Raw genomic sequence first — 25851 nt, 5'->3', positions numbered from 1 at the left:
GTCGTGACCGAGATCCCCCAGGCGCCGGAACTCAGGCGTGGTGGGTGAAGCCCACCTGGCCGGGACGGCGGTTGGGCGCGTAGCCGAGCTTGGCGAGGGTCTCGTCGGCATCGGCATAGGTCTGGCCGATCCGGTAGATGTCGCGGGCCTCCTTGCCGGTGGCCACCTCGCGACCCAGTTCACCCGCGACGCGGACCAACTGCTCGACCTGCTGGACGGAGGTCATCTTCTCGCCCTTGCGTCCCCAGATGGTGTCTTCGTTACCGCACCTGGGGTGCAGGCCCATCGCGATCGCCATCGCGTTGACCGGCAGCACGCTACGCATCAGGGTCTCGAGGGTCAGGCAGGCACCGTCCGGGACTCGCTGGATGAAGTTCATGATGTTGTACGGATTGGGGCCGTCGAAGCCACCGCCGATGCCGACCCAGGTCAGGTTGAGCGGACCGGTGTAGATCCCGCGCCGGATGAGCCGCTCGACGGTCTCGAGCTGGGGGATGCTCGAGAGCTGGAAGTGCGGCTGAATTCCGGCCGCCTGCAGGCGACGCAGATGCTCCTCGACCCACGCCGGGCCTGCGGGTACCGTCATCTCCCGGTACGCCTCGGCGAGCTCGGGCCGCTCCATCGAGGTGCCGGCGATGTCGTCGGCGGTCATGAGTTCCATGATGTTCATCTGAGAGGTGTTGATCGCGATCGTCACCTGGTCGGGTGCGGGATCGAGGTCGGCCAGCATGTGCCGGGTGTCGTCCGAGAGCCACTTCGCATCCGCCCCTTCGCCTTCGGGTGCGAAGGAGATCGATCCGCCGACCTGCAGGATCATGTCCGGCACCGCCTGGCGCAGTCCGGCGAGCAACTCGTTGAACTTCGAGAGCCGCTTGGAGCCCTTGCCGTCGAGCTCACGGACGTGGATGTGCAGGACGGTGGCGCCGGCCTCGTAGCAGTCGACCGCCTTCTGGACGTGCTCGTCCATCGTCAGCGGCAGGTCTTCGCGGAAGTCGTCCGGCTCCCACTCGGGGCCGTACGGGGCACAGGTGATGACCAGCTTCTCCTGGGTCTCGGGGAAGAGGGCGTCGTCGTGGAAGTGCATGGGTGTTCTCCGTTCGAAATCGGATCTGATGAATTGGGGCAGTGAGAAATTCAGAAGGGCCGGTCGCCGATGATGCCGGCGCGCTCCATCTTGCGGACGGCGGGCCAGTAGTCCTGGACCGCATAGTGCTGGGTGGACCGGTTGTCCCAGATCGCGACGCTGTTCTTCGTCCAACGCCACCGCACCTGGTACTCGGGAATCGCCGCCTGGCTGATCAGGTAGTTGAGCAGGTTGCTGCTGCCGGGTGCGTAGTCGATGCCGTACCGGATGTGCTCGGGGGTGTGGTAGTTGACGAAGTGGGTCGCGAATGCGTTGACGAACAAGATCTTTTCGCCGGTCTCGGGGTGCGTGCGCACCACGGGGTGCTCGGCGTCGGGGAACCTCTCGTGCAGCGCCTGCCGCTGTTCCGGCGGCTGCGCGGCACCGAACGAAGCCTCGATGCTGTGCCGGGCGCGCAGTCCGTCGATCTGCTTCTTCACCGCGTCGGGAAGCTTCGCGTAGGCCAGGGCCATGTTCACCCAGATGGTGTCGCCGCCGATCGGCGGCGTCTCCACGCAGCGGAGCACGCAGCCCATGGGCGGGTTCTCCCGCCAGGTGGCGTCGCAGTGAAAGGCGTTCTCGTAGTGCTCGGCCGGGCTGTCGAGGTCCTTGTAGATTTGCACCAGCCCCGGGTGGTCGGGGTCGCTCCCCACGGCGGGGTGGTCCTCGAGCGGGCCGAACCGCTCGGCCAGCGCCACGTGCTCGGCGCGGGACATGTCCTGGTCGCGGAGGAACAAAACCTTGTACTCGAGCAGCAGTTCCCGCAGTTCGGCGAACAGGGCGTCGTCGCGGGCGGCGTCGCCGAGGTTCACGTCGAACAGTTCGGCGCCGATCGAGCAGGTGAGCGGTGCGAACCGGAAGGACCCGGAAGGGGAGAGGATCGTGTGCGGTTCGGGCGAGTGGGTCAGTTGCGCGGTGTCGGTCATGGTGGTGTCTCCGTCGTGGTGAATGTGTTGGCGCGCTGTCAGAGTCGGAACACGAAGGAGCCGATGCTGCGGCCGGATTCGAGATCGTGGTGCGCCTGGACGGCGTCCTCGAGCCCGTAACTCTGGTTGATCTCGATCCGGATCCGGCCGGCTTCGACGTGTCCGAAGAGTTCACCGGCGAGTTCGGCGCGCTCCGCCGGGTCGGCGATGTAGTCGGCGAGCGCGGGGCGGGTGACGAACAGCGAACCCTTGACCGCCAATTGCATTGCGTTGATCGGCGGAATCGGTCCGGAGGCCGTTCCGAAGCACACCAGCAGTCCGCGCCGGGCGAGGCAGTCGAGCGAGGTCTGGAAGGTGGACTCGCCGATGCTGTCGTACACGACCGGAACGCCGGCGCCGTCGGTGATCTCGCGAACCCGCTCGGCGACGTTCTCCCGGGTGTAGACGATCACGTGCTCACACCCGTGGGCGCGGGCGATCGCGGCCTTCTCGTCGGTGGACACGGTGCCGATCACGTTGATGCCCAGTAACTTTGCCCACTGCGTGAAGATCAGGCCGACGCCGCCGGCCGCCGCGTGCAGGAGCACGGTGTCGCCCGCCTTCAGCGGGTGGATGCGCCGCAGCAGGTAGGCCGTGGTCAGACCGCGCATCGTCATCGCGGCCGCGGTGTCGAAGCGGATCGCTTCGGGCAACGGGATCAGTGGTGCGGCCGGCATCACGCGTTCGGTGCTGTAGGCGCCGAGGGGGCTGCCTGTATAGGTGACGCGGTCACCGACCTGCACGTGGGTCACGCCGGAACCGACCTCTTCGACGACGCCTGCTGCCTCCACGCCCATGCCCGCGGGCAACTCGGCCGGGTACAGGCCGGTGCGGAAGTAGGTGTCGGCGAAGTTCAATCCGACGGCCTCGTGCCGGATCCGGACACCGTGGGGGCCGGGCTCCCCGACCTCGACGGTCTCCCACTTCATGACCTCGGGGGCGCCGTGCTCGTAGAACCGAACCGCTTGTGCCACAGTACTTCTCCTCTTCGATGTGATGACCGCCGCGCCGGTCCCTTGCTGTGATGCACCTAACAGTAGGGCCGCGATCAGGCGGCTGCTTATCCCTTCGTGACAGGCGGCGTATCATTTCGGGACATGTCGGAGGCGGTATGAAACCCCTTGCGCGGTATGCGTCGCTGAACGGGTACGTAGAGCTGTGCCGGTCGCTCGGACTCGAGCCGGCACCGCTGCTGCGCTCGGCCGGTCTGGACCTCTCCGGGCTCGGCCTGCAGGACCGCTGGATTCCGGCCGCGTCGATCGCGCGGTTGCTCGAGCAGTCGGCCGGCGCATCCGGGTACGAGGACTTCGGGCTGCGCCTTGCCGAGCGCAGGCAGTTCTCCAACCTCGGCCCTCTCAGCCTCGTCGTGCGCGAGGAGCCCGACGTTCGCAGTGCGCTGCGCGTCCTCACCCGCTACGAGCACACGTACAACGAGGCGCTGCGGACACGGATGTCGGAGCGCGGCGGGCTGGTGACTGTGCGCGTCGAACTGGACGTGGGGGAGACGACCGAGACCCGGCAGTCGGTGGAACTGGCGGTCGGGGTGCTGCACCGGCTGCTGCGCGGGTTCCTCGGTGGCGGCTGGAAGCCACTCGACGTCTGCTTCCCTCATCCGGCTCCGGCAGACACGGCGACCCACCGGCGTCTGTTCGGGCCGGTCGTGACTTTCGAGAACGAGTTCGCGGGCATCGTCATCGAGGCCGGCGACCTGGACGCGCCGAACAAGATGTCCGATCCATTACTCCGTCCCTACACCCAGCAACTCCTCGAATCCTGGGAGCCGTCGGACGACGTGACGATCGTGAGCCGGGTCCGCGAGCTGATCGAACTGCTGTTGCCGACCGGGCGGTGTTCCGTCGAGCAGGTGGCCCGCAGTCTGGGGGTCGACCGCAGAACGGTGCACCGCCGCCTCGCCGAGAGCGGGGAGACGTTCTCGACGGTCCTGGACGCGACCCGCGCCGAACTCGCCGAACGGATGGTCGCGAACCCCCGGCTGAGTCTCACCGAGATCGCGGACATGCTGGCGTTCTCGGCGCCGAGCAACTTCTCACGCTGGTTCAGCGGCCGGTTCGGGTGCAGCCCGAGCCGCTGGAGAGCTCAGCGGGCGGGCGACACCGGCTGAATCGGCCCGCTCTCGTCCAGATCGAGCCTGCTGATGTAGTGGGCGCCGTCGTCGATCGGATTGTCCGGTGGGAGGTAGCCCTCGCCGACGCGGCGGAATCCGGCCTTCTCGAGTGCGCGCCACGACGCCCGGTTGGGAACGACGACGGGGACGACGATCGCGGTGGCGTCGGGTAGGTCGGCCCGGCACTTGGCCACGAAAGCGCTGATCATCGCGGTTCCCAGCCCCTGGCCGGTGTGCTGCGCGTCGCCGACGTAATAGTCGATCGAGATGCTCCCCGGTGGGATCTCGACGACGGCCGTGAGGAGCGCGAGGTCCTCGGGATAGTCGGCGATCCGGTACCGCTGGATGAATCCGAACGGCAGGCCGCCGCGCAGGACGAGGAAGTCCTCGCAGGGCTCGGTGCCGTCGATGCTGCCGCCGAAATCGCGCTCGATGTCGGCGTCCGCGGTGTCGTGGTTCCAGAACCGCGCGACGTGCGGTTCGCGGAGCCATCGTTGCAGTTGAGGGAAGAATTCACGGGTCGTGCGGACGAACTCGAAGGTGACTGCGTCAGCGCTCACGACAGGGAAACTAGCAGAAGCCCCGTCGATTCAACTTCGGCATCGATAACGAGAATCTTTGACTTGGACATGTATCGAACATGCCTCTAGCGTGATTCCTATGACTCAGGTCACGCCTGGTAGCCGGGCGTGATCGGAGTCCTCCAACGTTCCCCGCACCACCAGCGCCAGCACAGAGAGGAGTCACCGATGACCCTCCCCCTCGCCGTTTCCCCGGCGGTCGACAGCGCGGTCTCCAAGATCTTCCGTCGCGTCGTTCCGCTGTTCATCGTCATGCTCATCTGCAATCAGCTCAACAGATCCAACATCGGTTACGCGCAGACGCATCTCGAGGCGGACGTGGGCATCGGCGCTGCGGCGTACGGCTTCGGTGCGGGTGTTTTCTTCATCGCCTATGCGATCTTCGAACTGCCGTCGAACGTGCTCATGGAGAAGTTCGGCGCCAAGGTGTGGCTCACCCGCATCATGATCTCGTGGGGCCTGGTGTCCGCGGCGATGGCGTTCGTCAACGGCCCGGAGATGTTCTACGCCCTCCGATTCCTCCTCGGTGTCGCGGAGGCCGGCTTCTTCCCGGCCATCATCTTCTACTTCACCCGCTGGCTACCGAACAACCATCGCAGCCGCGCCACGGCACTGTTCATCGCCGGGTCCTCCATCGCGGCCGCCATCTCGGGACCGCTGTCCGGACCGCTGCTGTCCCTCGACGGACTCGGTGGGCACCACGGCTGGCAGTGGATGTTCGCGCTGGAGGGTCTGCTGTCGGTGGTCGTCGGTTGCTTCGCCTACCGCCTGCTCGACTCGAAGATCGACGACGCGAAGTGGCTCACCGGCGCGGAGAAGCACGACCTGCAGGCCGTCATCGCCGAGGAGGACGTGCTGCGCAGTGAGGCGTCCGCGAAGCGCGGCGAGTCGGGTTCGCGCTGGAAGCTGCTCCTGCAGCCGCGGATCCTGGTGTGCTGCGGAATCTTCTTCGCGATCACCATGGCGATCTACGCCAACACGTTCTGGTTGCCGTCGATCATCCGGCGCATCCCGGGCACCACCGACATCACCGTCGGGCTGCTCTCCTCGCTGCCGTGGATCTGCGCGATCTTCGCGATGTACTTCTCCAACCGCTCCGCCGACCGCACCGGACGGCACAAGCCCTACCTCGTCGCCGCGCTGCTCATCGGCGGTATCGGCACGATGGCCGCCGCGTTCGTCACACCCTGGCTCGCGCTTCCGCTGCTGTGCGTCGCGACGATGGGATTCAAGAGCGCGAGCCCGCTCTTCTGGTCGATTCCGCAGCGCACGCTCCACCCGATGGTGCTGGCGCCGGCGATCGCGATCATCAACTCGCTGGGCAACCTGGGTGGCTTCGTGGCCCCGTTCGGCTTCGGGGTGATCAAGGAGCAGACCGGCACGGTGACGATGGGCCTGGTCGTGCTGTCGCTCTTCGCCCTGGCCGCGGCCGCGGCGGTGACGTACTTCCGGCGAGACAAGGAAGACATCGACGACGTCGCGGACCTGGCAGAGGTGGGCTCCGACGAGACCGCCGTGGCAGCCAAGTGACCTCTCACCGGCACAGACGAAACGCAGACGAGAACTCGAGGACTGAATCATGACAGCAACGGTGAACCGGACCGACGTGACCGGACAGATGATCATCGCAGGGAAGCCCGTCCAGGGTTCCGGCACGACGATCCACGGCATCGACCCCACCACCGACAAACGGCTGGAACCGGGCTTCGCGCACGGTGACGAACGGGACGTCGACGCCGCCTGCGCCGCCGCCGCCGAGGCGTTCGCGCCGTTCCGCGCCACGTGCAGCGAGAAGCGCGCCCAGTTCCTCGAGGCGATCGCCGACAACATCGAGGCCCTCGGCGAGACGCTCATCGCACGGGCGTGCGCCGAATCCGGGCTTCCCCAGGGCCGCATCACCGGTGAGGTGGGCCGCACGTCCGGACAGCTGCGGCTGTTCGCCGGCGTCCTGCGGGACGGCGGCTGGAACGGTGCCCGCATCGATCCCGCGATGCCCGATCGGACGCCTCTGCCCCGTGCCGACATCCGGCAGCGGAAGGTGCCGCTCGGACCCGTCGCGGTGTTCGGCGCGAGCAACTTCCCCCTCGCCTTCTCCGTGGCCGGCGGCGACACCGCGTCCGCGCTGGCTGCGGGCTGCCCGGTCGTCGTGAAGGCCCACGACGCGCACCCCGGCACCTCCGAACTCGTCGGCCGTGCCATCGCCGACGCCGTCGCGAGCACCGGCATGCCCGCGGGCGCGTTCTCCCTGCTGTTCGGCTCGGGCCGCGGACTCGGCACCGCACTCGTCACCGACCCGCGCATCAAGGCCGTCGGATTCACCGGATCCCGTTCCGGTGGAACCGCTCTGGTCGCCGCGGCCGCCGGGCGTCCGGAACCCATCCCGGTGTACGCCGAGATGAGTTCGATCAACCCGGTGTTCGTGCTCGAGAACGCACTCGCCACTCGCGGCGCCGACCTCGGCCGCGCGTTCGTCGGGTCCCTGACGCTCGGATCCGGCCAGTTCTGCACCAACCCCGGACTCGTCATCGCCGTCGACGGTCCCGGCCTCGCCGAGTTCGTTGCGGCCGCGAATGCCGCGGTCGCCGAGGCGGTGCCGACGCCGATGCTCACCCCGGTCATCGCCGGCTCCTATGCCGACGGAGTTGCCGCACTCGAGGGCGCGGCCACCGTGGAGGCCCGCGGCGTCGAGTCCGACGCCCCCAATTCGTGCCGGGCCGCCCTGTTCAGCAGCGACGCCGACACGTTCCTGGGATCGGAGGTGTTGCAGCAGGAGGTGTTCGGCTCGTCCAGCCTGATCGTCAAGTGCCGCGACGCCGAGCAGGTGCGTGCCGTGGCGGCGCAGTTGGAAGGCCAGTTGACCGCGACGGTCCATGTCGACGACGCCGATCTCGACGAGGCCGGACGACTGCTGCCCGTCCTCGAGCTCAAGGCCGGCCGGATCCTGTTCAACGGCTGGCCCACCGGGGTCGAGGTCGGCCACGCGATGGTGCACGGCGGCCCGCACCCCGCGACCTCCGACTCGCGCACCACGTCCGTGGGCTCGCTGGCGATCGAACGGTTCCTGCGTCCCGTTGCCTACCAGGATGTTCCGAGTTCGCTGCTCCCCGCCGCCATCGCCGACGGCAACCCCGACCAGTTGTGGCGTCGCATCGACGGCCGACTCACTCAAGCCTGATTTTCCCTTCGTGAAGGAGTTCCCCATGCTCGACGGCGTCCTGTTCTTCCCCGTCACACCGTTCACCGCATCCGGCGACGTCGACTACGACCGGCTCGCCGAGCACGTCGCCAAGGGTGTCGACGCCGGCCCCGGAGGAGTCTTCATCGCCTGCGGCACCGGCGAATTCCACGCCCTCGGGCTGGAGGAGTTCGGCAAGATCGTCGCCAAGGCGACCGAGGTCGTCGCCGGACGTGTCCCCGTGTTCGCCGGGGCGGGCGGCTCGGTGCAGCAGGCCAAGGAGTTCGCCGCCAGCGCGAAGGCCAACGGCGCCGACGGCATCCTGCTGCTCCCGCCGTACCTGGTGACGATGCCGCAGGCCGGACTGGTGGAGTACACCCGCGCGGTCGCCGACACCACCGACCTTCCGCTCGTCGTGTACAACCGCGGCAACGCCCGGTTCGACGAGGCGGCCGCCGTGGAGGTGGCGCAGTTCCCGACCGTCGTCGGGTTCAAGGACGGCACCGGTGATCTCGACAAGGTGGGCCGCATCGTCCGTGCGGTGAAGGACGCGCTCGCCCCGTCCGGCAAGCCGTTCCTGTTCTTCAACGGCATGCCCACCGCCGAGGTCACCCAGCAGGCGTACCGCGCGATCGGTGTCACGCTGTACTCGTCCGCGACGTTCGCGTTCGCGCCCGAACTCGCTCTCGGGTTCTACGACGCGCTCGAATCCGGCAACGAGGAACTCACCGCCGCGCTGCTCCGCGACTTCTTCCACCCCTTGGTGCGCCTGCGTGACCAGGTGCCCGGATACGCGGTGTCGCTGATCAAGTCGGGGGTCGCGATGGAAGGCATCGACGCCGGGTCGGTGCGGCCGCCGCTCGTGCCGACGAGTGAGGCCCATGTGCGGGAGCTCGCGCAGATCACCGCAGCCGGCCGCGCCGTTCTCGCCGACGCCCTCGCCGTGCAGGCGGCGGTCTGATGGCTGCCGCACCCATCCGGATCACCGGCGCACGGATCACGCCCGTCGCGTTCGTCGACCCGCCGCTCCTCAACACCGTCGGTGTGCACCAGCCCTACGCGCTGCGCGCGATCATCCAGCTCGACACGGACGGTGGCCTCGTCGGACTCGGTGAAACCTACGCCGACACCGCCCACCTCATCCGGCTCGAAGCGGCCGCCGACGCGATCGTCGGGCTGGACGTGTTCGCGCTCAACGCGATCCGCGCGGCGATCGACGAGAAGATCGCCACCCTGACCGTCACGGGCGGTGACGGCGTCGCGGGCATGATCACCACGGCCAGCACCACCGACCGCGTGTTCTCCCCGTTCGAGGTGGCGTGCCTCGACGTGCAGGGCAAGGCCCTCGGCCGGCCGGTGTCCGATCTGCTCGGCGGCAAGGTGCGCGACGCCGTTCCGTTCAGCGCCTACCTGTTCTACAAGTGGGCCGGGCACCCCGGCGCCGAGCAGGACGAGTGGGGCGAGGCGATCGACCCCGACGGTCTGGTCCGTCAGGCGCAGAAAATGATCGGCGAGTACGGCTTCGAGGCCATCAAGGTCAAGGGAGGCGTGTTCTCACCCGACGAGGAGATCGCCGGCATCAAGGCGCTGCGTGCCGCGTTCCCCGACCTGCCGCTGCGCCTCGACCCCAACGCCGCATGGACCGTCGACACGTCGATCAGGGTCGCGTCGGAACTCGACGGCATCGTCGAATACCTCGAGGACCCGACGCCGGGCCTCGACGGCATGGCCGAGGTCGCGCGGGAGGCGAAGATGCCGCTCGCCACGAACATGTGCGTCGTCGCGTTCGATCAGCTCCAGCCCGCCGTGCTGAAGGATTCCGTCCAGGTCGTGCTGTCGGATCACCACTACTGGGGTGGCCTGCAGCGGTCGCGGCTGCTCGCCGGTATCTGCGACAACTTCGGTCTGGGGCTGTCGATGCACTCCAACTCGCACCTGGGCATCAGCCTGGCCGCGATGGTGCACCTCGCCGGCGCCACGCCGAACCTCACGTACGCGTGTGACACGCACTGGCCGTGGAAGACCGAGGACGTCGTCGAGCCGGGTGTGCTGAAGTTCGTCGACGGCGCGGTCCCAGTGCCGACGACGCCGGGACTCGGTGTCGAGATCGACGAGGACGCCCTCGCCGCCCTGCACCAGCAGTACCTCGACTGCGGGGTGCGCGACCGCGACGACACCGGATACATGAAGTCGGTGGACCCGACGTTCGAGAACACCTGCCCTCGCTGGTAGCTGTCTCACGGAAGGCGCCGACCGCGGTCTCGGTCGGCGCCTTCCGGGTGGGCTAGATTGAGTCTTCGGGCTCGGGCCCACCTCGAGGCAAAGGAGTGGATCGGATGTTCTCCCTCGCGCGGCTGTCGTGTTTCATCGCCGTCGCGGAGGAACTGCATTTCGGTCGCGCCGCGGAGCGCCTGCACATGACGCAGCCACCGCTGAGCCGTCAGATCCAGCAGCTCGAAAGCGAACTCGGTGTGCAGTTGATCGACCGCACCAGCCGATCCGTCACCCTCACCGCAGCCGGTGCGGCGTTCCTCCCCGATGCCCGGCGCATCCTGAGTCTGTCGGAGAGTGCCGCCCTGACTGTGCGGCGCGTACCCGCCGGCGACCTCGGCACCGTCGTCGTCGGGTTCACCGGCGCATCCGCGCACGCGGTGCTGCCGAGATTGCTCGAGGCCGCACGCGACAGGCTGCCAGACGTGAAAATCGTTCTGCGGGAGATGGTCACCTCCGTGCAGATCGAATCGCTGATCAGCGGTGAACTGGACCTCGGGCTGATTCGTCCCATCCTCACCCGTCCCGGAATCGACACCCGCCCCATCCACCACGAGCGGCTCGTCGCCGCGCTGCCCGCCGGTCACCCCCTCGCCGACGCCGAGCAGTTGGCGGTGGAGGATTTCGACGATCAACCCGTCGTCATGTACTCGCCCGTCGATGCGCGGTACTTCCACGAACTGCTCATCAGCACGTTCACGATCGTCGGTGCCTCCCCGCGCTACGTCCAGTACGTCACGCAGGTGCACACCATGCTGGTGCTCGTCCGTTCCGGGCTGGGCATGGCCCTCGTCCCCGAATCCGCGCAGACGATGCACCCGGAAGGGGTCGTGTTCCGCCCCGTCTCCGCGATCCGCGACCGGCCCGTCCAGATGAACGCCGCCTGGCGCTCGGACAGTCGGAACCCCGCGCTGCGCAGGCTCATGGAGGACGTTCTCCCGCAGCGGGAGTGGGAGTGAGTGCTTACAGGGTGAGCTTGCACGTCTGACCGATGTCGAGCACCCGCAGCACCCGGCCCGTCCCCAGCCACAACGCGCACGACAGCGCCAGGTCGGTCAGGATCTCGTCGGAGAAATGTTCGTGACACCGCGCCCAGAAGTCCTCGTCGTCGCGGAGTGCCGTGTGATCGGTGGCGAACCGGTGCGCGAATTCCGCCGCCGTCCGCTCCTCGGCGCTGTACCCGGGCCACGACTCCCACTCGAGAACGTGATCGTAGAAGTGCTCGTCGATCCCCGCATCGGCGCCGCTCCTGTCGCGGGTGCCGAGGCACACGGCGCACTCATTGGCCTCCGCGACCGCCATCCGCGCGATCTCCCGGACCCGTAACGGTAACCGGTTCCGGTTGTACACGGCGTCCGTGAAAGCCCCGAGCGCACCACCCAGCTCGGGCGAGATCGACAGCCAACCTGCCACGTCATCGTCACTGTAGCTACCTACTCGACTCATCCCCGAATGCTACAGCGGCAGGTATCGCGGGCGGAAGATCTGACACGTGTTCTATTTTGGTACCCAGTGGCAGGTGTTCGATGAGTCGGGGTTTGCGCGCACATCGACAGTCACCGGAACGGCCCTCGGGCTCCGGCCTGTTCGCCCGGTGGTTGCCGTACCCGGTGCGCGTCTCCGTGGGATATGTAGGAGGCGACCCAGCATCTGATCCGAGTTGTTCTCGGCGCACGGTTCTGTCGCGCTCATGCCCGTCGTATCGATTTGATTGTTCGATCCGACCTCTCTGCTTCCCTCGTGATGGAGCGCCGGTCACACAGGGTGACCGGCGCTTCGATATCGCTGTTGGATTGATGATCTGGAGTTATACGGAGGTGGGAAGGACGATGAGGAGCCAGGCGAGGACGGGGGCGACGAGGACGACGTAGCCGGTGTATTTGAAGAGGGATCGTTGGAATTTGTCGCGGTCGGGGACCTGGGCGTTGGCGAGGACCATGACTCCGTTGCTCGACAGGGGGCTGACGTCGACGATGACTGCGGAGAAGGAGACGGCGGCGACGAATCCGATGAGGCCGACCTCGCCCATCATCAGCAGCGGTGCCGCGAGCGGGAGGACGATGCCGAGGGTTCCGATGGAGGAGCCGACGGCGGAGACGGCGGCGACGGCGTAGCAGAGGATCAGGGCCGTGAGGAGCGGGGAGCCGAGGGACGCGGCCGCGTCTCCGAGGAATTCGAGGGTGCCGTTGGCCTTGAGCACGCTCATGTAGGTGAGCATTCCGCAGACGAGGAGTACCGCGGACCAGGTGACGTTGTTGACGGCGGGCTTGTGCTTGTTCGGTGCGAGGACGAGGAGGATGGCGGCGATGACCATCGAGCAGACGCCGACGTCGATCTGGAAAACGGCGGATCCGATGAGGAGGGCGACCATGCCGAGCAGGGTGAGGACACGCAGCGGGGTGAATCCGGTGGATTCGATCTCGGTGAGCCGATCCGGTTCGGGGGCGGGCTGCGGCGATCCAGTAGTCAGCACCATCGGGCCGGCACCGTGTCGGGCTGAGGTGGCGTGCTGTCCGGCGCTCGCTCCGGTTGTGACGAGGTCGCCGCCGCGGGGTTGCGGTGCGGGACTGCCTGCGACGGTGGGGTTGTCGCTCGAGGTGAGGTCGTCGATGTCGATCGACTGGTCATCGGCACGGAGCAGGTCACGGCCGCGGACGAGGAAGAGGCCGAGGGCGAGCAGGAAGCTGAGGCCGAGGGGGATGGCGTACAGCGCGAGGGGGTTGGTGGGTAGGCCGGCGGACTGGAGCCAGCCGTTGGTGAATGCGCCGTAGACGGTGATGGGGGAGAAGGCCGCACCGAGTACGCCGTGGCTGATCATCATGCCCATCAGCAGGGGGTCGATCTTGTAACGCTTGGCGATCGGCATGGCGATGGGGGCGAGCATCCCGACTGCAAGTACCGAGCCCATGGTCATCAGGCCGGCGCCGAGGAAGAACATCAGCCAGACGATGGCCCAGCGTTTGCCTCGGACAAGCTTCAGTGCGCCGCCCACGAGGAGGTCGACGGTGCCGTTGACCCGGGCGATTCCGAACAGCAGGGTGATCCCGACGATGATGGTGAAGATACTGCCGGGGAAGAACCCGAAGATCTCGTCCATGGACAGTCCGGACAGCCAGCCGCCGATCACGAAGGCGGCGGCGAATGCCAAGACTCCCATGTTGATGGGTGTCATGGTGCCGATCGCGAACAGGGCGATCAGCGCCGCGATCGAGATGAAGTAGAGCATCGGAGGTAACCCTTTCGGTGGATGCCCGGAGATCCGAGCCGCCTGCCGGTGTAAACCGGTGGCAGTGAGCCGAGAGCGGCGACGCCTGATCCGCCGGGGACGGCATGTGGCGTTGCCGTGCCCCGCTATTCAAGGGTGATGGCGGTCACAGAATCAACTCGACCGCCGAGAAAGCATCCAGGTGCTCAACGTGAACCAGTCGCGGTCGGGGTGGTTGAGCCAATAGCTCAGTATCCCGGCTCTCGGGCGGCGGATGGTTCAGCTGTGTCGCGGGCAGTGAGCCAGAAGCTCGGCTACCCCGGCATCCGGCAGATCAATTTTCTGCCCGCAGTTTCTCCACGATCGGAATGGTTCGGGGCCAGATGCGCCGGCTCAGGACGATCTCGGAGCGGGTGCGCAGCACGCCCTCGGTCTTCATGACGGACTGGAGGACGTCCTCGAAGTGGGAGTTGTCTCGGGCGACGAAGCGGCAGAGGAGGTCTCCTTCGCCGGAGACGGTGTTGGCCTCGATGAGTTCGGGGATCGCGGTCAGCCGTTCCAGGGTTTCGTTGACTTGGCTTTGGGCGATGTGGACGTGCACGAACGCCATGACGGCGTAGCCCAGCGGTGCGAGATTGATTTGAGGGCGCCAGGTGACGATCACACCCGCTTTTTCGAGTTTGGTGATCCGGGCCTGCGCGGTGTTGCGGGCGATGTTGAGTCTGCGGGAGTACTCGCGCACGCCGGCCCGCGGTTCTTCGACGATGAGTCGAAGGATGTCTAGGTCGAGTTTGTCGAAGCCGTCCACTGGTACTCCTGTCGTGAGGGCGGGAAAGTAGTCCACATGCGCACCCGGTTGTTTCGAGGGCGCCGGTAGTTGAGCACTTGGCATCATTTTTTGTGCGTGTGTTTATCTCACGGTACAGGTCTGCGTATGTTGTGGGTCACATCGAGCACGGCGGTCCGGTCCAAGGACGGCCGCTCTGCACACTCCGCCTCACCACAGTGGGTCGATGGTGGAACGTTGGCTAGGAAGGAACAGGTGCTGATCATGGGCTACACGCTTGCGGACAAGATCTGGAGGAGCCATCTGGTGCGCTCCGTCGAGGGCGAGCCGGACTTGGTCTATATCGACCTGCACCTGCTGCACGAGGTGAACACCCCCGCCGCGTTCGCGGGTCTGCGCGCCGCCGGCCGCACCGTCCGCCGCCCCGACCTGACGCTGGGCACCGAGGATCACAACACGCCGACCGACGACGTGCTGCGCACGATCACCGACCCGGGCGCGGTCGAGCAGCTCGACCACATTCGGCGCAACTGCCGGGATTTCGGTATCGAGTTGTACTCACTCGGTGATTCCGCACGCGGCATCGTGCACGTCATCGGTCCCGAACTCGGACTGACGCAGCCCGGGATGACGCTGGTCTGCTGTGACTCGCACACCAGCACCCACGGCGCTTTCGGAGTTCTCGCCTTCGGTATCGGCACCAGTCAGGTCGAGCACGTCCTCGCCACCCAGACACTGCCGATGGCGCCCATGCAGAACATGCGCGTGGTCGTCGACGGTCAGCTGCCGCCCGGAGCGACGGCGAAGGACCTCATCCTTGCGGTGATCGAGCAGATCGGCACCAGCGGCGGGCAGGGCCACGTCATCGAATACCAGGGCGAGGCGATTCGCGCGTTGTCGATGGAAGGCCGGATGACGGTGTGCAACATGTCCATCGAAGCCGGAGCCCGGGCCGGTCTCATCGCCCCGGACGAGGTCACCGTCGAGTACCTGCGGGGCCGCCCGCACGTGCCGTCCGGGACCGCGTTCGATGACGAAGCCGAGTATTGGCGCACCTTCTTCACCGACGAGGATGCCGTCTTCGACAAGGAGGTGCACCTCGACGCCGCCACCATCGCCCCTCGGGTGTCCTGGGGGACGACTCCCGCCCAGTCCGTCCCGCTCGACGCCAAGGTCCCCGACCCGGGCTCATTCGTCGACGTGGTGGATCGCGCCGCCGCCGAGCGCGCACTGGCCTACATGCAGCTGACTCCGGGGACGCCGCTGCGCGACATCGAGGTCGATGCGGTGTTCATCGGTTCGTGCACCAACGGCCGGATCGAGGACCTGCGGGAGGTGGCCGCGGTCTGGGAGGGTCGGCGCATCGCGCCCGGTGTCGACGTGCTCGTAGTCCCCGGGTCGGAGGCCGTCCGCGCGCAGGCCGTCGAGGAAGGACTCGATGAGATCTTCGCCGCCGCCGGCGCACCGCTGCGCTACTCCGGGTGCTCGATGTGCGTCGCGCTCAACGACGACCGACTACGCCCGGGCCAAAGGGCCGCATCGACGAACAACCGCAACTTCGAAGGCCGCCAAGGACGGGGCGTGATGACGCACCTCGTCTCACCCGCCGTCGCCGCCGCAACCGCGGTCACCGGCCGACTGACCGCGCCCGCAGATTTGAAGGACTGACCTCGATGAACAGATTTACCGAACACACCGGAATCGCAGCGCCCCTGCGGATTTCCGACGTCGACACCGACCAGATCATCCCGGCACGGTTCTGCGTCGGAGTGACCAAGGAAGGCTACGAAGACGCCCTGCTACACGACTGGCGCCTCGACCCCGGCTTCGTCCTCAACCAACCCGACTACCGCAACGCGACCATCCTGGTCGCTGGTGCGAACTTCGGCGTCGGATCATCACGCGAAATGGCGGTCTGGGCGCTGCAGAACTACGGCTTCACGGCTGTCCTCGCCCCCCGCTTCGGGGACATCTTTCGTGGCAACTCCCTGAAGAACGGTCTGCTCACGATCGCTCTCGACCAGCGCGTGATCGACGAACTCTGGGACACGATCGAAGCACGGCCCGAGGTCCCGATCACCGTCGACCTGGTCCGGCGCGAGGTCCGCGCGGCCGGTGCCACCTACACGTTCGACCTCGATGACAACGCCCGCTGGCGACTGCTCAATGGCTATGACGACATCAGCCTGACCCTGCGCGACGTCGAGGACATCGACGTCTACGAAACCACCCGCCGGCGCACCCTGCCGACGTCGCGGCGTGTCGTGATGGAAGGAGCTCTTCGTGGCTGACACCGACCTCACCGACACCCGATCGCGCATGACCGGCACCGTTCCGCAGTCGAAGATCCTGACCACCGAGATCCCGCGCTACGTCGAAGACTATGTGTCCCGGTTGCTGGCGATACCGGACACGGCATCCGCCGTCGCCGACGCCCTCGACGAGCTGGGCATCGGCACCGCAATCACTGCGACCGAGCTGAAACCGGTTTCGGAACAGGCGCGAATGTGCGGTCCCGCGGTGACGTTGCGGTATGTGCCCCTCGGAGGGGACGTGACCGGAAACCGCGAAAGCGGGCGCGGCACGACCTTCGGCGACCGCGACCTCTACGGCCTCGGGCGCCCCGGGGACGTCGCCGTCATGGACTGTTCGGGATCGCGGTCCGGCGCGGTGATGGGTGCCCTGTCGGCCCGGTGGGCGGTGAAAGCACAGATCGGGGGCTGCGTCGTCGACGGCGCGATTCGCGACACCGGCTCCATCCTCGCAAGTGGTCTGCCGGTGTGGAGTGCCACCAGGCATCCCGCCGCCGCCCGCTACCGCTACGAGACCGTGCAGATGAACGGTCCGGTCTCGCTGTGCGGGCATCTCGTCAACCCCGGCGACTACGTCGTCGCCGACATCGACGGTGTCTGCGTGATCCCGTTCTTCGACGTCCCACGGGTCGTCGACTTCTGCGAAAACGCTCACCGCACCGAGATCGCGTTCATCGACCGCATCGACGCGGCCGCGACTCTGGAAGAACTCGTCGCCGGGCTGGCCCCGGGCACAGCCCCCGCCTGACCGCCGACGTCGACATCACACGAAGGAACACAGCCTTGTCCTCCATCATGCAGACCCGCTCGTCCACGTTCTCCCTCGACGACCGCTACGTCCTCGAAGACGGATCGGTCTACCTGACCGGCATCCAGGGGTTGGTACGCGTGCTGCGGGACAGGGCCATCCTCGACCGGCGGCGCGGCCACCGCACCTCGTCCTTCGTCTCCGGCTACGAAGGATCACCGCTGGCCGGGTACGACCTCGAAATCGCCCGCAAACGCAAGATCCTCGACGAGTACGACCTCGTGCACCGTCCCGGTGTCAACGAAGAACTGGCCGCCACCGCCGTGCTCGGCACCCAAATGGCACCGCAGATCGGGCATCTGCGCTCGGACGGGGTCACCGGGTACTGGTACGGCAAGTCCCCCGGACTCGACCGCGCCTCCGACGCGATTCGGCACGCCAACCTCGTCGGAACCGATCCGCGCGGCGGCGCCGTCGCCCTCGTCGGCGACGACCCGGGCGGGAAGTCCTCGAGCCTGGCATGCGCGTCCGAGGTGGCCATGGCGGATCTGCTCATCCCCACCCTTTACCCGGCCGATTCCCAGGAGGTGCTCGACTACGGGCTGCATGCACCGTTCCTGTCCCGGTTCACCGGCCTGTGGTCGGGATTGAAAATCGTCACCGCCGTCGCCGACGGCGCGAGTTCCGCCGTCGTGCACCCCGACCGGATCGACCCGAGCTTCGGTGACCTCGGACCGAGCACGTACACCCCGAACGCCAACCTCGTCGGCCCCAACCTGCTCACCCTCGAACGCAGCCAGATGATGGACCGGCTGCCCCGCGCGCTCGACTACGCGCGCATCAACAAACTGAACCAAATCGTGCAATCCGGGCCCGACGACCGGATCGGCATCGTCACTTCCGGTAAGACGTATCTCGATCTGCGCGAGGCACTCTCACTGTTCGGCCTCGGACCTGCAGACTTGCTCCGGTACGGGATCCGCATCCTCAAGCTCGGCATGATCTACCCCGTCGACCCCGAGATCGTGCACCGGTTCGCTGCGGGGCTGGACGAGATCATCGTCGTCGAGGAGAAGCGGGCGTTCCTCGAGACCGCGGTCCGCGACATCCTCTACCGGCGCGCCAACGCCCCGGTGGTCATCGGTAAGACCGATCCGAACGGCAAATCCCTGGTCAACATCTTCGGAGAGCTCGACGCCGACCTGATCGCCAATGCCCTCAGCCGCCGACTGGGCGACGAATACGGCATCGAACCGGTCCAGCTGTGGAGACAGCGCCCCAGGACCTCGAAGATCGCACTGCCGCTGCTGAACCGCACCCCCTATTTCTGCTCGGGATGCCCGCACAACTCCTCGACCAAGGTGGCACCGGACACGCTGATCGGCGGCGGAATCGGCTGCCACGCCATGGTGATGATGATGGACGACAAGCAGGTCGGCGACGTGATCGGGTTGACCCAGATGGGCGGCGAAGGCGCCCAATGGATCGGCATGGCCCCGTTCCTGGAGGAAAACCACCTCATCCAGAACATCGGTGACGGCACGTTCATGCACTCGGGCAGTCTGGCGCTGCGCGCCGCCGTCGCCTCCGGGGAGAACGTCACCTACAAGCTGCTCTACAACGCCACCGTCGCCATGACCGGCGGACAGGACCCGGTCGGCGCCATGCCGCTGGACCGGATCACCCGGCTGCTCCTCGCCGAAGGGGTCAAGAAGGTCGTGGTCACCACCGAAGACCGCAAGCGCATCAGCTCACTGAAACTCCCCAAGGGCGTCGAGATCCGGGATCGGGACGACCTCGTCGACGTTCAGACGGAACTGGCGACGATCGCCGGGGTCACCGTCGTGGTGCACGACCAGGAATGTGCCGCCGAGAAGCGCCGCAAGCGCAAGCGCGGCACCCTGCCCACCCCGACCACCCGGGTGATGATCAACGAACGCATCTGCGAAGGCTGCGGCGACTGCGGGGAGAAGTCCAACTGCCTGTCGGTGCACCCCACCGACACCGAGTTCGGCCGCAAGACCACGATCCACCAATCCTCCTGCAACCTGGACTTTTCGTGCTTGAAAGGGGACTGCCCTTCCTTCGTCACCATCACCCCCGGCCCGAAGGAGCAGCGCACACCTGTCCCGGCCATCGCCGCCGACCTGATCACCGACCCCGACGTGCCGGCGATCGACGGCCAGTTCGGGATGCGGATCATGGGCGTCGGGGGTACCGGTGTCATCACGGTCGCGCAGGTCCTGGCTACCGCCGCCGTGATCGACGGCAAGTTCGTCCGCAGCCTGGACCAGACCGGCCTGGCGCAAAAGGGCGGCGCCGTGGTGTCGGATCTGAAGATCAGCGCCGAACCCCGCGAGGGCGCCTCGAAGATCGGCGAGGGCCGCTGCGGTCTCTACCTCGGCTGCGACTCCCTCGTCGCCACCGACCCCAACAACTTGAAGGTCGCCAACAGCTCCGACACCGTCGCCGTCGTCTCCACCACCGAAATCCCCACCGGTCAGATGATCGTCGACACCGCAGTGCATTTCCCGGAACTGAGCACCATCCGCACCGCCGTCGACGGCGCCACCTCCCGCGCGATCTACCTCGACCCGGCTCTGCTCTCGCGTGAGTTGTTCGACGACGAGCAGTACACGAACATGCTCCTGATCGGAGCCGCCTTCCAGACCGGTGTCCTCCCCATCGAGGCGACCGCAATCGAACAGGCAATCACCCTCAACGGTGTCTCGATCGAGGCGAACCTGCAGGCATTCCGCCGCGGCCGTCAGGCCATCGCGGACCCCGAAGCCCTCACCGCCGCTATCGAGGGCAACCGGCGGGCCGACTTCGAACCGGCCGTCCCATCTCTCCAGGCGCTCGCCCTCGCCGGCACGGTCCGGGCCGCAGCCGATTCCGAACTCGCCCGCATCGTCGGGCTACGCACTGCCGAACTCATCGATTACCAGGGCATCGACTACGCCCGCGACTACGCCCAGTTCGTGGAATCGGTACGCCAGCGGGAAGCCGCGCTGGTCGGACACTCCACCGCACTGACCGAGGCCGTCGCGAAGAACCTGTTCAAACTCATGGCCTACAAGGACGAGTACGAGGTCGCACGCCTGGCCTTGGACCCTGCCTTCGACGCCGCGGTCAAGGACGCGTTCGGCAAGAGCGCGAAACGGTCGGTCCGGCTGCACCCCCCGATGCTGCGCGCCATGGGGATGAAGAACAAGCTCTCACTCGGATCCTGGATCAACCCCGGATTCCGGACGCTGCACCGCATGCGCAAGATCCGCGGCACCAAGCTCGATGTGTTCGGCTACCACCACATCCGGAAGATGGAACGCGAGCTGATCACCGAATACCGCGAAACCATCGAGCAACTCCTCCACCTGCTCGACCCCCACAGCGTTTCCGCGGCGGTGGAGATCGCCGAACTGCCCGACCTCGTCCGTGGGTACGAACAGATCAAGGTCGCCAATGTGGCGTCGTACCACCAGGAACTGCACAAGCTCCTCGGGGCGTACCCCCTTGCCGCCCGCGCCGAGAAGCAGGCCGTGTAGGGCCCACACGCAAACCGGCGGACACCGGTCAGCCCGAGGCCGCCTCACAGCACGCACGGAAACGATCACAAAGGAACATCCATGAAGAAGTACGTCCCGTCATGGCACGACGAGGAGGTCAAAGCACTGTCCGACCTCGCCGCCGGGTTCTTCGAACGAGAAGTCGTCGCCCACAACGAAACCTGGGACGCCCAGCACCGCATCGACCGCTCGGTGTGGCTCGAAGCCGGCAAGCTCGGGTTGCTGTGCTGCTCGATCCCCGAGGAGTACGGCGGCGGCGGTGGCTCCTTCGCGCACGATCTTGCCGTCTTCGACGCCCAGGGTTACGCCGGTGACCTGTCCTTCGGCATCTCCGTGCACTCGGGCATCGTGGCGCACTACATCCTCGAATACGGCACCGAGGAACAAAAGACGATCTGGCTTCCGGGGATGGCGACCGGGGACATCCTCGGCGCCATCGGCATGACCGAACCCGGCGCCGGGTCGGACCTGAAGGCAATCAAGACCATCGCGGTCCGGGACGGCGACGACTACATCGTCAACGGGTCCAAAACGTTCATCACCAACGGCGCGTCCGCCGACATGATCGTGCTGGCGGTGAAGACCGACCCGAAGGCCGGTGCCAAAGGGGTGGCGCTGCTGATCGTCGACCTACGCGACTGCCCCGGCTTCACGGTCGGGCGGGTCCTCGACAAGGTCGGCCAGCACGGCGCCGACACCGCCGAGCTGTCCTTCACCGACGTCCGCGTCCCGGTGACGAACCTGCTCGGACAGGAAGGACAGGGATTCGGACAGCTGATCGCGCAGCTGGTGCAGGAACGGCTGATCATCGGCGCGCAGGCGGCGGGGGCCATGCGACGCGCGATCGAGGACACCGTTGACTACACGAAATCACGGCAGGCCTTCGGGCGCAGCCTGTTCGAATTCCAGAACACCGCGTTCGAACTCGCCGAATGTCAGACGATCGCCCGCACCTGCGAGGTGTTCCTCGATCACTGCATCAGCGAACACTTGGCCGGGCAGCTGGATCCGGCCGAGGCAGCGATGGTCAAGTACTGGCTCACCGAACAGCAGTGCTCCGTCATCGACCGATGCGTCCAACTGCACGGCGGCTACGGCTATATGCGCGAGTACCTGATCGCCCGGATGTACGAGGACGCGCGCGTCCAGAAGATCTACGCAGGCGCCAACGAGGTGATGAAGAGCATTATCGCGCGTGCCCTCTGAATTCACGCCACCGTCCGACACCTGGACGGCGCCAGAGTGACTGAGTTCGGCGATGTTCACCGGGTGGTCCGGCGCCGACGTTGATGGTCAGCGCATTCCGAGGATTCGGCGGACGACACCGCGTTTGCGCTTCTTCTCGATCGTCGTCGCCAGGCCGATACGGCGACCGGTGAGCGGATCGGTGGCGGGGGCCGCCGAACCCGGCTTCGGACGCGGTTTCGGGTGCGTCGCGGGTGTCGGTGAGGTACTTGTCGGGAAGCGAGAGCTTCGCGATGGTGCGCCACGACTTCCAGTACTGCACTGCCAGTGGCCCGGTCGTGTACGGCAGGTCGTACTTCTCGCACAGCTGCTTCACGCGGATCGAGATCTCGTGGTAGCAGTTGGACAGCAGGTCCGGGAAGACGTGGTGCTCGATCTGATAGCTCAGGTTGCCGGTCATGAAGTCCATGACTGGGCCGCCCGAGATGTTCGCGGAGCCGAGCATCTGCCGCAGGTACCACTGGGCGTGCGTCCCGTTGTCGACGTCGGTCTTGGTGAACTTCTCGGCGCCGTCCGGGAAGCGACCGCAGAAGATCACGGCGTTGGTCCACAGGTTGCGGACGAGGTTGGCGGTCGCATTCGCCTTTAGCGTGGACTTCCATGCCTTGCCGGTCAGCGCCGGGCACGACATAGTCCTCGAGGGTCTGCCTGCCGAGCTCGGCGAGCACTTCCTTGCCGCGCTCTTCCTTACCTGCGCGACTTCTCGGTATCGGCCTGCCGCTCACCATCGCGGCCGGATTCGGTGCCGCCGCGATCGTGCTCGGCGATCTCGCAAGCCGAAGCGGGTGCGATCGGCGACGGTGCGGCCGCCCGTCTGGTCACCGAGCAGATCGGTTACGGGGTCGTCGCCGGGGTCGTGGCAGGCGTACTCGCCGCCGCCGTCCTGGTGACGGCCAGTCGGCGCCACGCCCTCGATCCACTGTGGGCGCACACCGTGCCGGTGACCGCAGCACTGCTCGCCTACACCTGGATTCAATGTATGTGTTTCGGCGGCGGCGGCACGCCGTCGCGAGGACTTCGGGCGCACCAGCTCGCAACCTGCGCGAAAGAGTCGATCATCGGGAATGCCGACGCCACCAAAGGTGGCCCGTATTTTCATTTCTCGTCGAAGTGTGCGTCTCTCGCGGCGTCATCGACGAGGGATTTGTGCGGTGTGGAACGCGCCCGCTTTTTCATGCCCCTCAATCGCGATAGGTAGCCGGGGGCGGGCCCGCGACGGGTCCGAGCGGGGCCGATATCCACCGGTCGTAGATGCTCATCCACGTTCCGTCTGCACGTAGTCGGTCGAGGGTGCCGTTGACGAACCGCACCAGGTCCTCCTTGTACTTGTTGACACCGATCGCCCAGTGCTCTTCTGTCTCCAGCCGTGGCCCCACGATCTGAAAATTCGGGTCCTGGGAGGCGAGCCCGGCGAGGAGCGAGTCGGAGGTGCTGGTCGCGTCGGCCTGCCGTTTCTGCATGGTGACAAGGCAGTCGTCCCAGTCGGGGACCGCGATGATCGTGGCGTCCGGCGCGACCCGTTGGACGGTGCCGAGCGAGGTGGTGTCGAGAAAGGTGCAGACCCGTTTTCCGGCCAGGTCCGCCGGTCCGGTGATGTCGGAACCCTGAGGGACCAGAATTCGTTGAAAGGCGCGGAAGTATTCGGTGGAGAAGCCGACGCGTTGGGCGCGTTCGCACGTGATCGAGAATCCATGTGCGACGACGTCGACGTCGTTGTTCTCGAGTGCGGAGAACCGGCCGGCGGTGGTGAGGAGCCGGAACTCGACTTTCGTCGGATCGCCGAAGATGTCGCGGGCGATCTCCTTCGCCACGTCGATGTCGAACCCCTGCAGGGTGCCCGTGGTCGGGTCTCGGAAGCTGAACAGATTGGTGTTCTGGTCGACACCGACGATCAACCGGCCCCGCCCCGCGATCTCGGCAAGTGATCCACCGGTCGGCATCTGCCCGGGTGGGGGTTGCGGGCCGGGGCGCAGGCTCGCGAGCGCCCCACACGACTCGGGGAGCGGTGGCTTCGGCGGCGGACTGTCCGTGGGCGGGATGATCTGTGCGCCGTCGGTCATCGGTCGTGCGGTGTACGTGGCCGCGATGGTCGGGGTGAGAGGGTCGGGTGCGGCGCAACCGGCGAGGACGGCGACGGCGAGCACGCCGACGAGGTGCCGGGCACACGGTCTCGTCCCCGGTCTCGGAAGCCTCACCTGTGTCATCAGTGGTACTCGTTCAGTCGCGGCCAGATACCCCCGCCGACGGCGAATCCGCAGGACACGCCGATAACCATGCTACCGACGGCCAGCGACGACATCGATCGATAGACGTCCGTCACGGCGTTGGCCTCGTCGTCGCGGAGCCGGTCGATCGCGTCCCGGAGGGACTCGTCCAGGGCGGCGAACTGCGCCGACGACGTGCGGGCGCCGGATCCGGCGGCGATCGCCGCGGCGGTCGGGTAGTCACCGCGCTCGAGGGAGATCTCGATGTCCCGGTGCGCGGCCAGCCAGCCTTCACGGGCCGTCATGGCGTCGCGGAGGTGTTGCTCGGCGGCGCGACCATGCGAGCTGTCCAGCTGCCGAGTGAGTTCGTCGGACAACGCCTGGGAGTGCCGCGCGTAGTCGATTTCCGACTGGGTGTCGGACCCGCGTTGCAGAATGGCGAGGGTTTCATCGGCGCGGGCCTGCTGTGCCAGGATGCGAGCGCGGGCAACAGTGTTGATGGGTTGCGTTCCTTCGGTTCTCGCGTGTTCGCTTGCCGACGTCGACACCAGGCTTCCGGCGATCAGCCAGAACAGGAGCCCGGCCATGAGGAGGGTGGCGACAGCGAGGCCGGGGTTGAACCGGCGCTTGCTCTTCCGGATGAGGTACAGCTGGGCGAGGACGAGGGCGACGAGGGCGGCCGCGGTCACCGTGAAGGCGGTCGCGGGCAGTTGGGCCGTGTGCGTCTGGGTCTCCGCGACCGCCTCGGCCTGGTGGACGTAGAGTCGCTCCGCCAACGGGAGGATGGTGCCCTGCATGATCGCGGACGCATCGGCCAGATACGCCACCCCGACCGGATTGCCGGCCCGATCGTTCGCTTGAGCCGTGGCGACGAGATTGAAGTACTCGGCGAGGTTGCGCACGACGTCCGACAGCAGCGCCAGTGATTCGGCGTCCTGCGACGACACCCCATTGGTCGCCGTGACCAGCGCGTTCGACGCGTCGCCGATCGCCTGGGTGAACTGGTCCGGCCCGGTTGTCGACTCGATCGCACCGCCACCGGAGACGAAGGACGTGGTCGCGGCGGCATCGGCGATCGACAGCGAGCTGTACAGGGCCTGGGCGGCGTTTGCCAGGGGTTCGGTGTGGGTGCGCAGTGTCTCGACCCGCTGTTGCCGCGCACCGACCGCCGCCGAGGTGATCGCGCCCGCGGCGATGACCGCGGCGATGAGTGCGATCCCGAGAACGGACAGCCGACCGGGCGTGGACGTGAAGAATTCGACCCACGGACGGCGGCGGGCCACGGGCTCGACGAGCAGGCCCTCGTCGAGCGTGGGGGCTTCGGTGACGGCGTGCTCGCCGCGGTGGAACATCCGGTCCTCCTGCACCGCCTCCGTGGCTCCGGGAAGAGCACCGATCCGGGCCACGTTGCTGAGTTCAGTGTGCACCGACGGTGCCGACCGGCGCACCGACTCGGGGAACGGACAGCGTACGAACCGACACAGCTCTGTGCACGGGTTCGGGTGAGCCGATCTGTCGTTTCCTTTGCTGCACGAAGCAATGGC

General features: G+C 66.9%; 20 protein-coding genes and 2 pseudogenes. 12 read left to right on the top strand and 10 right to left on the bottom strand.

Features of this window, described 5'->3' with window-relative positions; all coding sequences use genetic code 11:
• Positions 1-31: 31 nt before the first annotated feature.
• Genes WKC72_RS03410 through WKC72_RS03400 form a run of 3 tightly spaced genes read right to left on the bottom strand, consistent with a single transcriptional unit; the run spans position 32 to position 3062 of the window.
• The gene (locus WKC72_RS03410) at positions 32-1084 is read right to left on the bottom strand and encodes a 3-keto-5-aminohexanoate cleavage protein (protein ID WP_009476856.1); all 1053 of its coding nucleotides are present in this window, start codon (positions 1082-1084) and stop codon (positions 32-34) included.
• Between the two features lie 50 nt (positions 1085-1134).
• A complete protein-coding gene (locus WKC72_RS03405) occupies positions 1135-2049 on the bottom strand; it encodes a TauD/TfdA family dioxygenase (RefSeq protein WP_037238144.1) in 915 nt (304 codons plus the stop codon).
• A 38-nt stretch (positions 2050-2087) separates the two neighbouring features.
• The gene (locus WKC72_RS03400; protein WP_370181755.1) at positions 2088-3062 is read right to left on the bottom strand and encodes a quinone oxidoreductase; all 975 of its coding nucleotides are present in this window, start codon (positions 3060-3062) and stop codon (positions 2088-2090) included.
• Between the two features lie 137 nt (positions 3063-3199).
• Here WKC72_RS03400 and WKC72_RS03395 point away from each other — a divergent pair, with 137 nt between their 5' ends.
• Positions 3200-4210 carry an AraC family transcriptional regulator gene (locus WKC72_RS03395; RefSeq protein ID WP_037238148.1) on the top strand — a complete coding sequence of 337 codons (1011 nt, stop codon included), beginning with the start codon at positions 3200-3202 and terminating at the stop codon, positions 4208-4210.
• Here WKC72_RS03395 and WKC72_RS03390 read toward each other — a convergent pair.
• Complete coding sequence (locus WKC72_RS03390; RefSeq protein WP_370181754.1) at positions 4186-4773, bottom strand: GNAT family N-acetyltransferase; 588 nt, start codon at positions 4771-4773, stop codon at positions 4186-4188. The two genes, WKC72_RS03395 and WKC72_RS03390, sit on opposite strands and share 25 nt — an antisense overlap.
• A 189-nt stretch (positions 4774-4962) precedes the next feature.
• Between WKC72_RS03390 and WKC72_RS03385 the strand changes: the two genes are divergently transcribed.
• The 5 genes from WKC72_RS03385 to WKC72_RS03365 all read left to right on the top strand — a co-directional run bounded on the left by WKC72_RS03385 (position 4963) and on the right by WKC72_RS03365 (position 11199).
• Complete coding sequence (locus WKC72_RS03385) at positions 4963-6324, top strand: MFS transporter (RefSeq protein ID WP_037238152.1); 1362 nt, start codon at positions 4963-4965, stop codon at positions 6322-6324.
• Between the two features lie 49 nt (positions 6325-6373).
• Positions 6374-7969: an aldehyde dehydrogenase (NADP(+)) gene (locus WKC72_RS03380; RefSeq protein ID WP_370181753.1), complete on the top strand. Its 1596-nt coding sequence runs from the start codon at positions 6374-6376 to the stop codon at positions 7967-7969.
• Positions 7970-7994: 25 nt separating this feature from the next.
• Positions 7995-8930: a 5-dehydro-4-deoxyglucarate dehydratase gene (locus WKC72_RS03375; protein ID WP_268792155.1), complete on the top strand. Its 936-nt coding sequence runs from the start codon at positions 7995-7997 to the stop codon at positions 8928-8930.
• Positions 8930-10201 (top strand): glucarate dehydratase family protein, encoded by a 1272-nt coding sequence (locus WKC72_RS03370; RefSeq protein WP_370181752.1) that lies wholly within the window; start codon positions 8930-8932, stop codon positions 10199-10201. The genes WKC72_RS03375 and WKC72_RS03370 overlap by 1 nt, the downstream gene beginning before the upstream one ends.
• A 104-nt stretch (positions 10202-10305) precedes the next feature.
• Positions 10306-11199: a LysR substrate-binding domain-containing protein gene (locus tag WKC72_RS03365; protein ID WP_012690836.1), complete on the top strand. Its 894-nt coding sequence runs from the start codon at positions 10306-10308 to the stop codon at positions 11197-11199.
• Positions 11200-11203: 4 nt separating this feature from the next.
• On the opposite strand, the gene WKC72_RS03360 is transcribed toward WKC72_RS03365, so the two are convergent.
• The 3 genes from WKC72_RS03360 to WKC72_RS03350 all read right to left on the bottom strand — a co-directional run bounded on the left by WKC72_RS03360 (position 11204) and on the right by WKC72_RS03350 (position 14253).
• Complete coding sequence (locus WKC72_RS03360) at positions 11204-11686, bottom strand: carboxymuconolactone decarboxylase family protein (RefSeq protein ID WP_005567250.1); 483 nt, start codon at positions 11684-11686, stop codon at positions 11204-11206.
• A gap of 361 nt (positions 11687-12047) precedes the next feature.
• Positions 12048-13466 carry an SLC13 family permease gene (locus WKC72_RS03355; RefSeq protein WP_370181751.1) on the bottom strand — a complete coding sequence of 473 codons (1419 nt, stop codon included), beginning with the start codon at positions 13464-13466 and terminating at the stop codon, positions 12048-12050.
• A gap of 313 nt (positions 13467-13779) precedes the next feature.
• Complete coding sequence (locus WKC72_RS03350; RefSeq protein WP_011593973.1) at positions 13780-14253, bottom strand: Lrp/AsnC family transcriptional regulator; 474 nt, start codon at positions 14251-14253, stop codon at positions 13780-13782.
• A gap of 243 nt (positions 14254-14496) precedes the next feature.
• Between WKC72_RS03350 and leuC the strand changes: the two genes are divergently transcribed.
• From leuC to WKC72_RS03325, 5 genes are all read left to right on the top strand, one after another.
• Entirely contained in the window at positions 14497-15900 is a 1404-nt protein-coding gene (leuC, locus tag WKC72_RS03345; RefSeq protein ID WP_370184242.1) for a 3-isopropylmalate dehydratase large subunit, read from the top strand.
• Between the two features lie 5 nt (positions 15901-15905).
• On the top strand, positions 15906-16523 hold the full coding sequence (gene leuD / locus WKC72_RS03340; RefSeq protein ID WP_037240906.1) for a 3-isopropylmalate dehydratase small subunit: 618 nt from the start codon (positions 15906-15908) through the stop codon (positions 16521-16523).
• A complete protein-coding gene (locus tag WKC72_RS03335; protein ID WP_037240903.1) occupies positions 16516-17292 on the top strand; it encodes an RraA family protein in 777 nt (258 codons plus the stop codon). Before leuD ends, WKC72_RS03335 begins: the two co-directional genes overlap by 8 nt.
• 35 nt (positions 17293-17327) lie before the next feature.
• Positions 17328-20837: an indolepyruvate ferredoxin oxidoreductase family protein gene (locus WKC72_RS03330; RefSeq protein WP_370181749.1), complete on the top strand. Its 3510-nt coding sequence runs from the start codon at positions 17328-17330 to the stop codon at positions 20835-20837.
• 81 nt (positions 20838-20918) lie between these two features.
• On the top strand, positions 20919-22064 hold the full coding sequence (locus tag WKC72_RS03325; RefSeq protein ID WP_370181748.1) for an acyl-CoA dehydrogenase family protein: 1146 nt from the start codon (positions 20919-20921) through the stop codon (positions 22062-22064).
• An 87-nt stretch (positions 22065-22151) separates the two neighbouring features.
• Here the strand turns inward: WKC72_RS03325 and WKC72_RS03320 are convergent.
• Positions 22152-22789 (bottom strand): annotated as a pseudogene (locus tag WKC72_RS03320) (fatty acid desaturase); the annotation flags it as partial.
• On the opposite strand from WKC72_RS03320, the pseudogene WKC72_RS03315 reads away from it, so the two are divergent.
• Positions 22788-23103: pseudogene (locus WKC72_RS03315) on the top strand (sodium:proton antiporter); the annotation flags it as partial. The pseudogenes WKC72_RS03320 and WKC72_RS03315 overlap by 2 nt on opposite strands.
• A gap of 181 nt (positions 23104-23284) precedes the next feature.
• Here the strand turns inward: WKC72_RS03315 and WKC72_RS03310 are convergent.
• The gene (locus WKC72_RS03310; RefSeq protein WP_370181747.1) at positions 23285-24307 is read right to left on the bottom strand and encodes a glutamate ABC transporter substrate-binding protein; all 1023 of its coding nucleotides are present in this window, start codon (positions 24305-24307) and stop codon (positions 23285-23287) included.
• Positions 24307-25755: a hypothetical protein gene (locus WKC72_RS03305; RefSeq protein WP_037238176.1), complete on the bottom strand. Its 1449-nt coding sequence runs from the start codon at positions 25753-25755 to the stop codon at positions 24307-24309. The genes WKC72_RS03310 and WKC72_RS03305 overlap by 1 nt, the downstream gene beginning before the upstream one ends.
• Positions 25756-25851 lie beyond the last annotated feature (96 nt).

Source organism: Rhodococcus wratislaviensis (assembly GCF_041228765.1).
Lineage (GTDB): Bacteria > Actinomycetota > Actinomycetes > Mycobacteriales > Mycobacteriaceae > Rhodococcus_F > Rhodococcus_F wratislaviensis.
Note: the sequence above shows the minus strand (reverse complement) of the source record. Positions and strands in the feature narration are given on the sequence as shown.

Bases quoted from the DNA above. Each gene is read 5' to 3' on its own strand.
- WKC72_RS03385 (WP_037238152.1), top strand. From the start codon at position 4,963: ATGACCCTCCCCCTCGCCGTTTCCCCGGCGGTCGACAGCGCGGTCTCC.
- WKC72_RS03370 (WP_370181752.1), top strand. From the start codon at position 8,930: ATGGCTGCCGCACCCATCCGGATCACCGGCGCACGGATCACGCCCGTC.
- leuC (WP_370184242.1), top strand. From the start codon at position 14,497: ATGGGCTACACGCTTGCGGACAAGATCTGGAGGAGCCATCTGGTGCGC.
- WKC72_RS03325 (WP_370181748.1), top strand. From the start codon at position 20,919: ATGAAGAAGTACGTCCCGTCATGGCACGACGAGGAGGTCAAAGCACTG.
- WKC72_RS03310 (WP_370181747.1), bottom strand. From the start codon at position 24,307: ATGACACAGGTGAGGCTTCCGAGACCGGGGACGAGACCGTGTGCCCGG.
- WKC72_RS03375 (WP_268792155.1), top strand. From the start codon at position 7,995: ATGCTCGACGGCGTCCTGTTCTTCCCCGTCACACCGTTCACCGCATCC.
- WKC72_RS03355 (WP_370181751.1), bottom strand. From the start codon at position 13,466: ATGCTCTACTTCATCTCGATCGCGGCGCTGATCGCCCTGTTCGCGATC.
- WKC72_RS03365 (WP_012690836.1), top strand. From the start codon at position 10,306: ATGTTCTCCCTCGCGCGGCTGTCGTGTTTCATCGCCGTCGCGGAGGAA.
- WKC72_RS03405 (WP_037238144.1), bottom strand. From the start codon at position 2,049: ATGACCGACACCGCGCAACTGACCCACTCGCCCGAACCGCACACGATC.
- WKC72_RS03395 (WP_037238148.1), top strand. From the start codon at position 3,200: ATGAAACCCCTTGCGCGGTATGCGTCGCTGAACGGGTACGTAGAGCTG.
- leuD (WP_037240906.1), top strand. From the start codon at position 15,906: ATGAACAGATTTACCGAACACACCGGAATCGCAGCGCCCCTGCGGATT.
- WKC72_RS03360 (WP_005567250.1), bottom strand. From the start codon at position 11,686: ATGAGTCGAGTAGGTAGCTACAGTGACGATGACGTGGCAGGTTGGCTG.
- WKC72_RS03380 (WP_370181753.1), top strand. From the start codon at position 6,374: ATGACAGCAACGGTGAACCGGACCGACGTGACCGGACAGATGATCATC.
- WKC72_RS03410 (WP_009476856.1), bottom strand. From the start codon at position 1,084: ATGCACTTCCACGACGACGCCCTCTTCCCCGAGACCCAGGAGAAGCTG.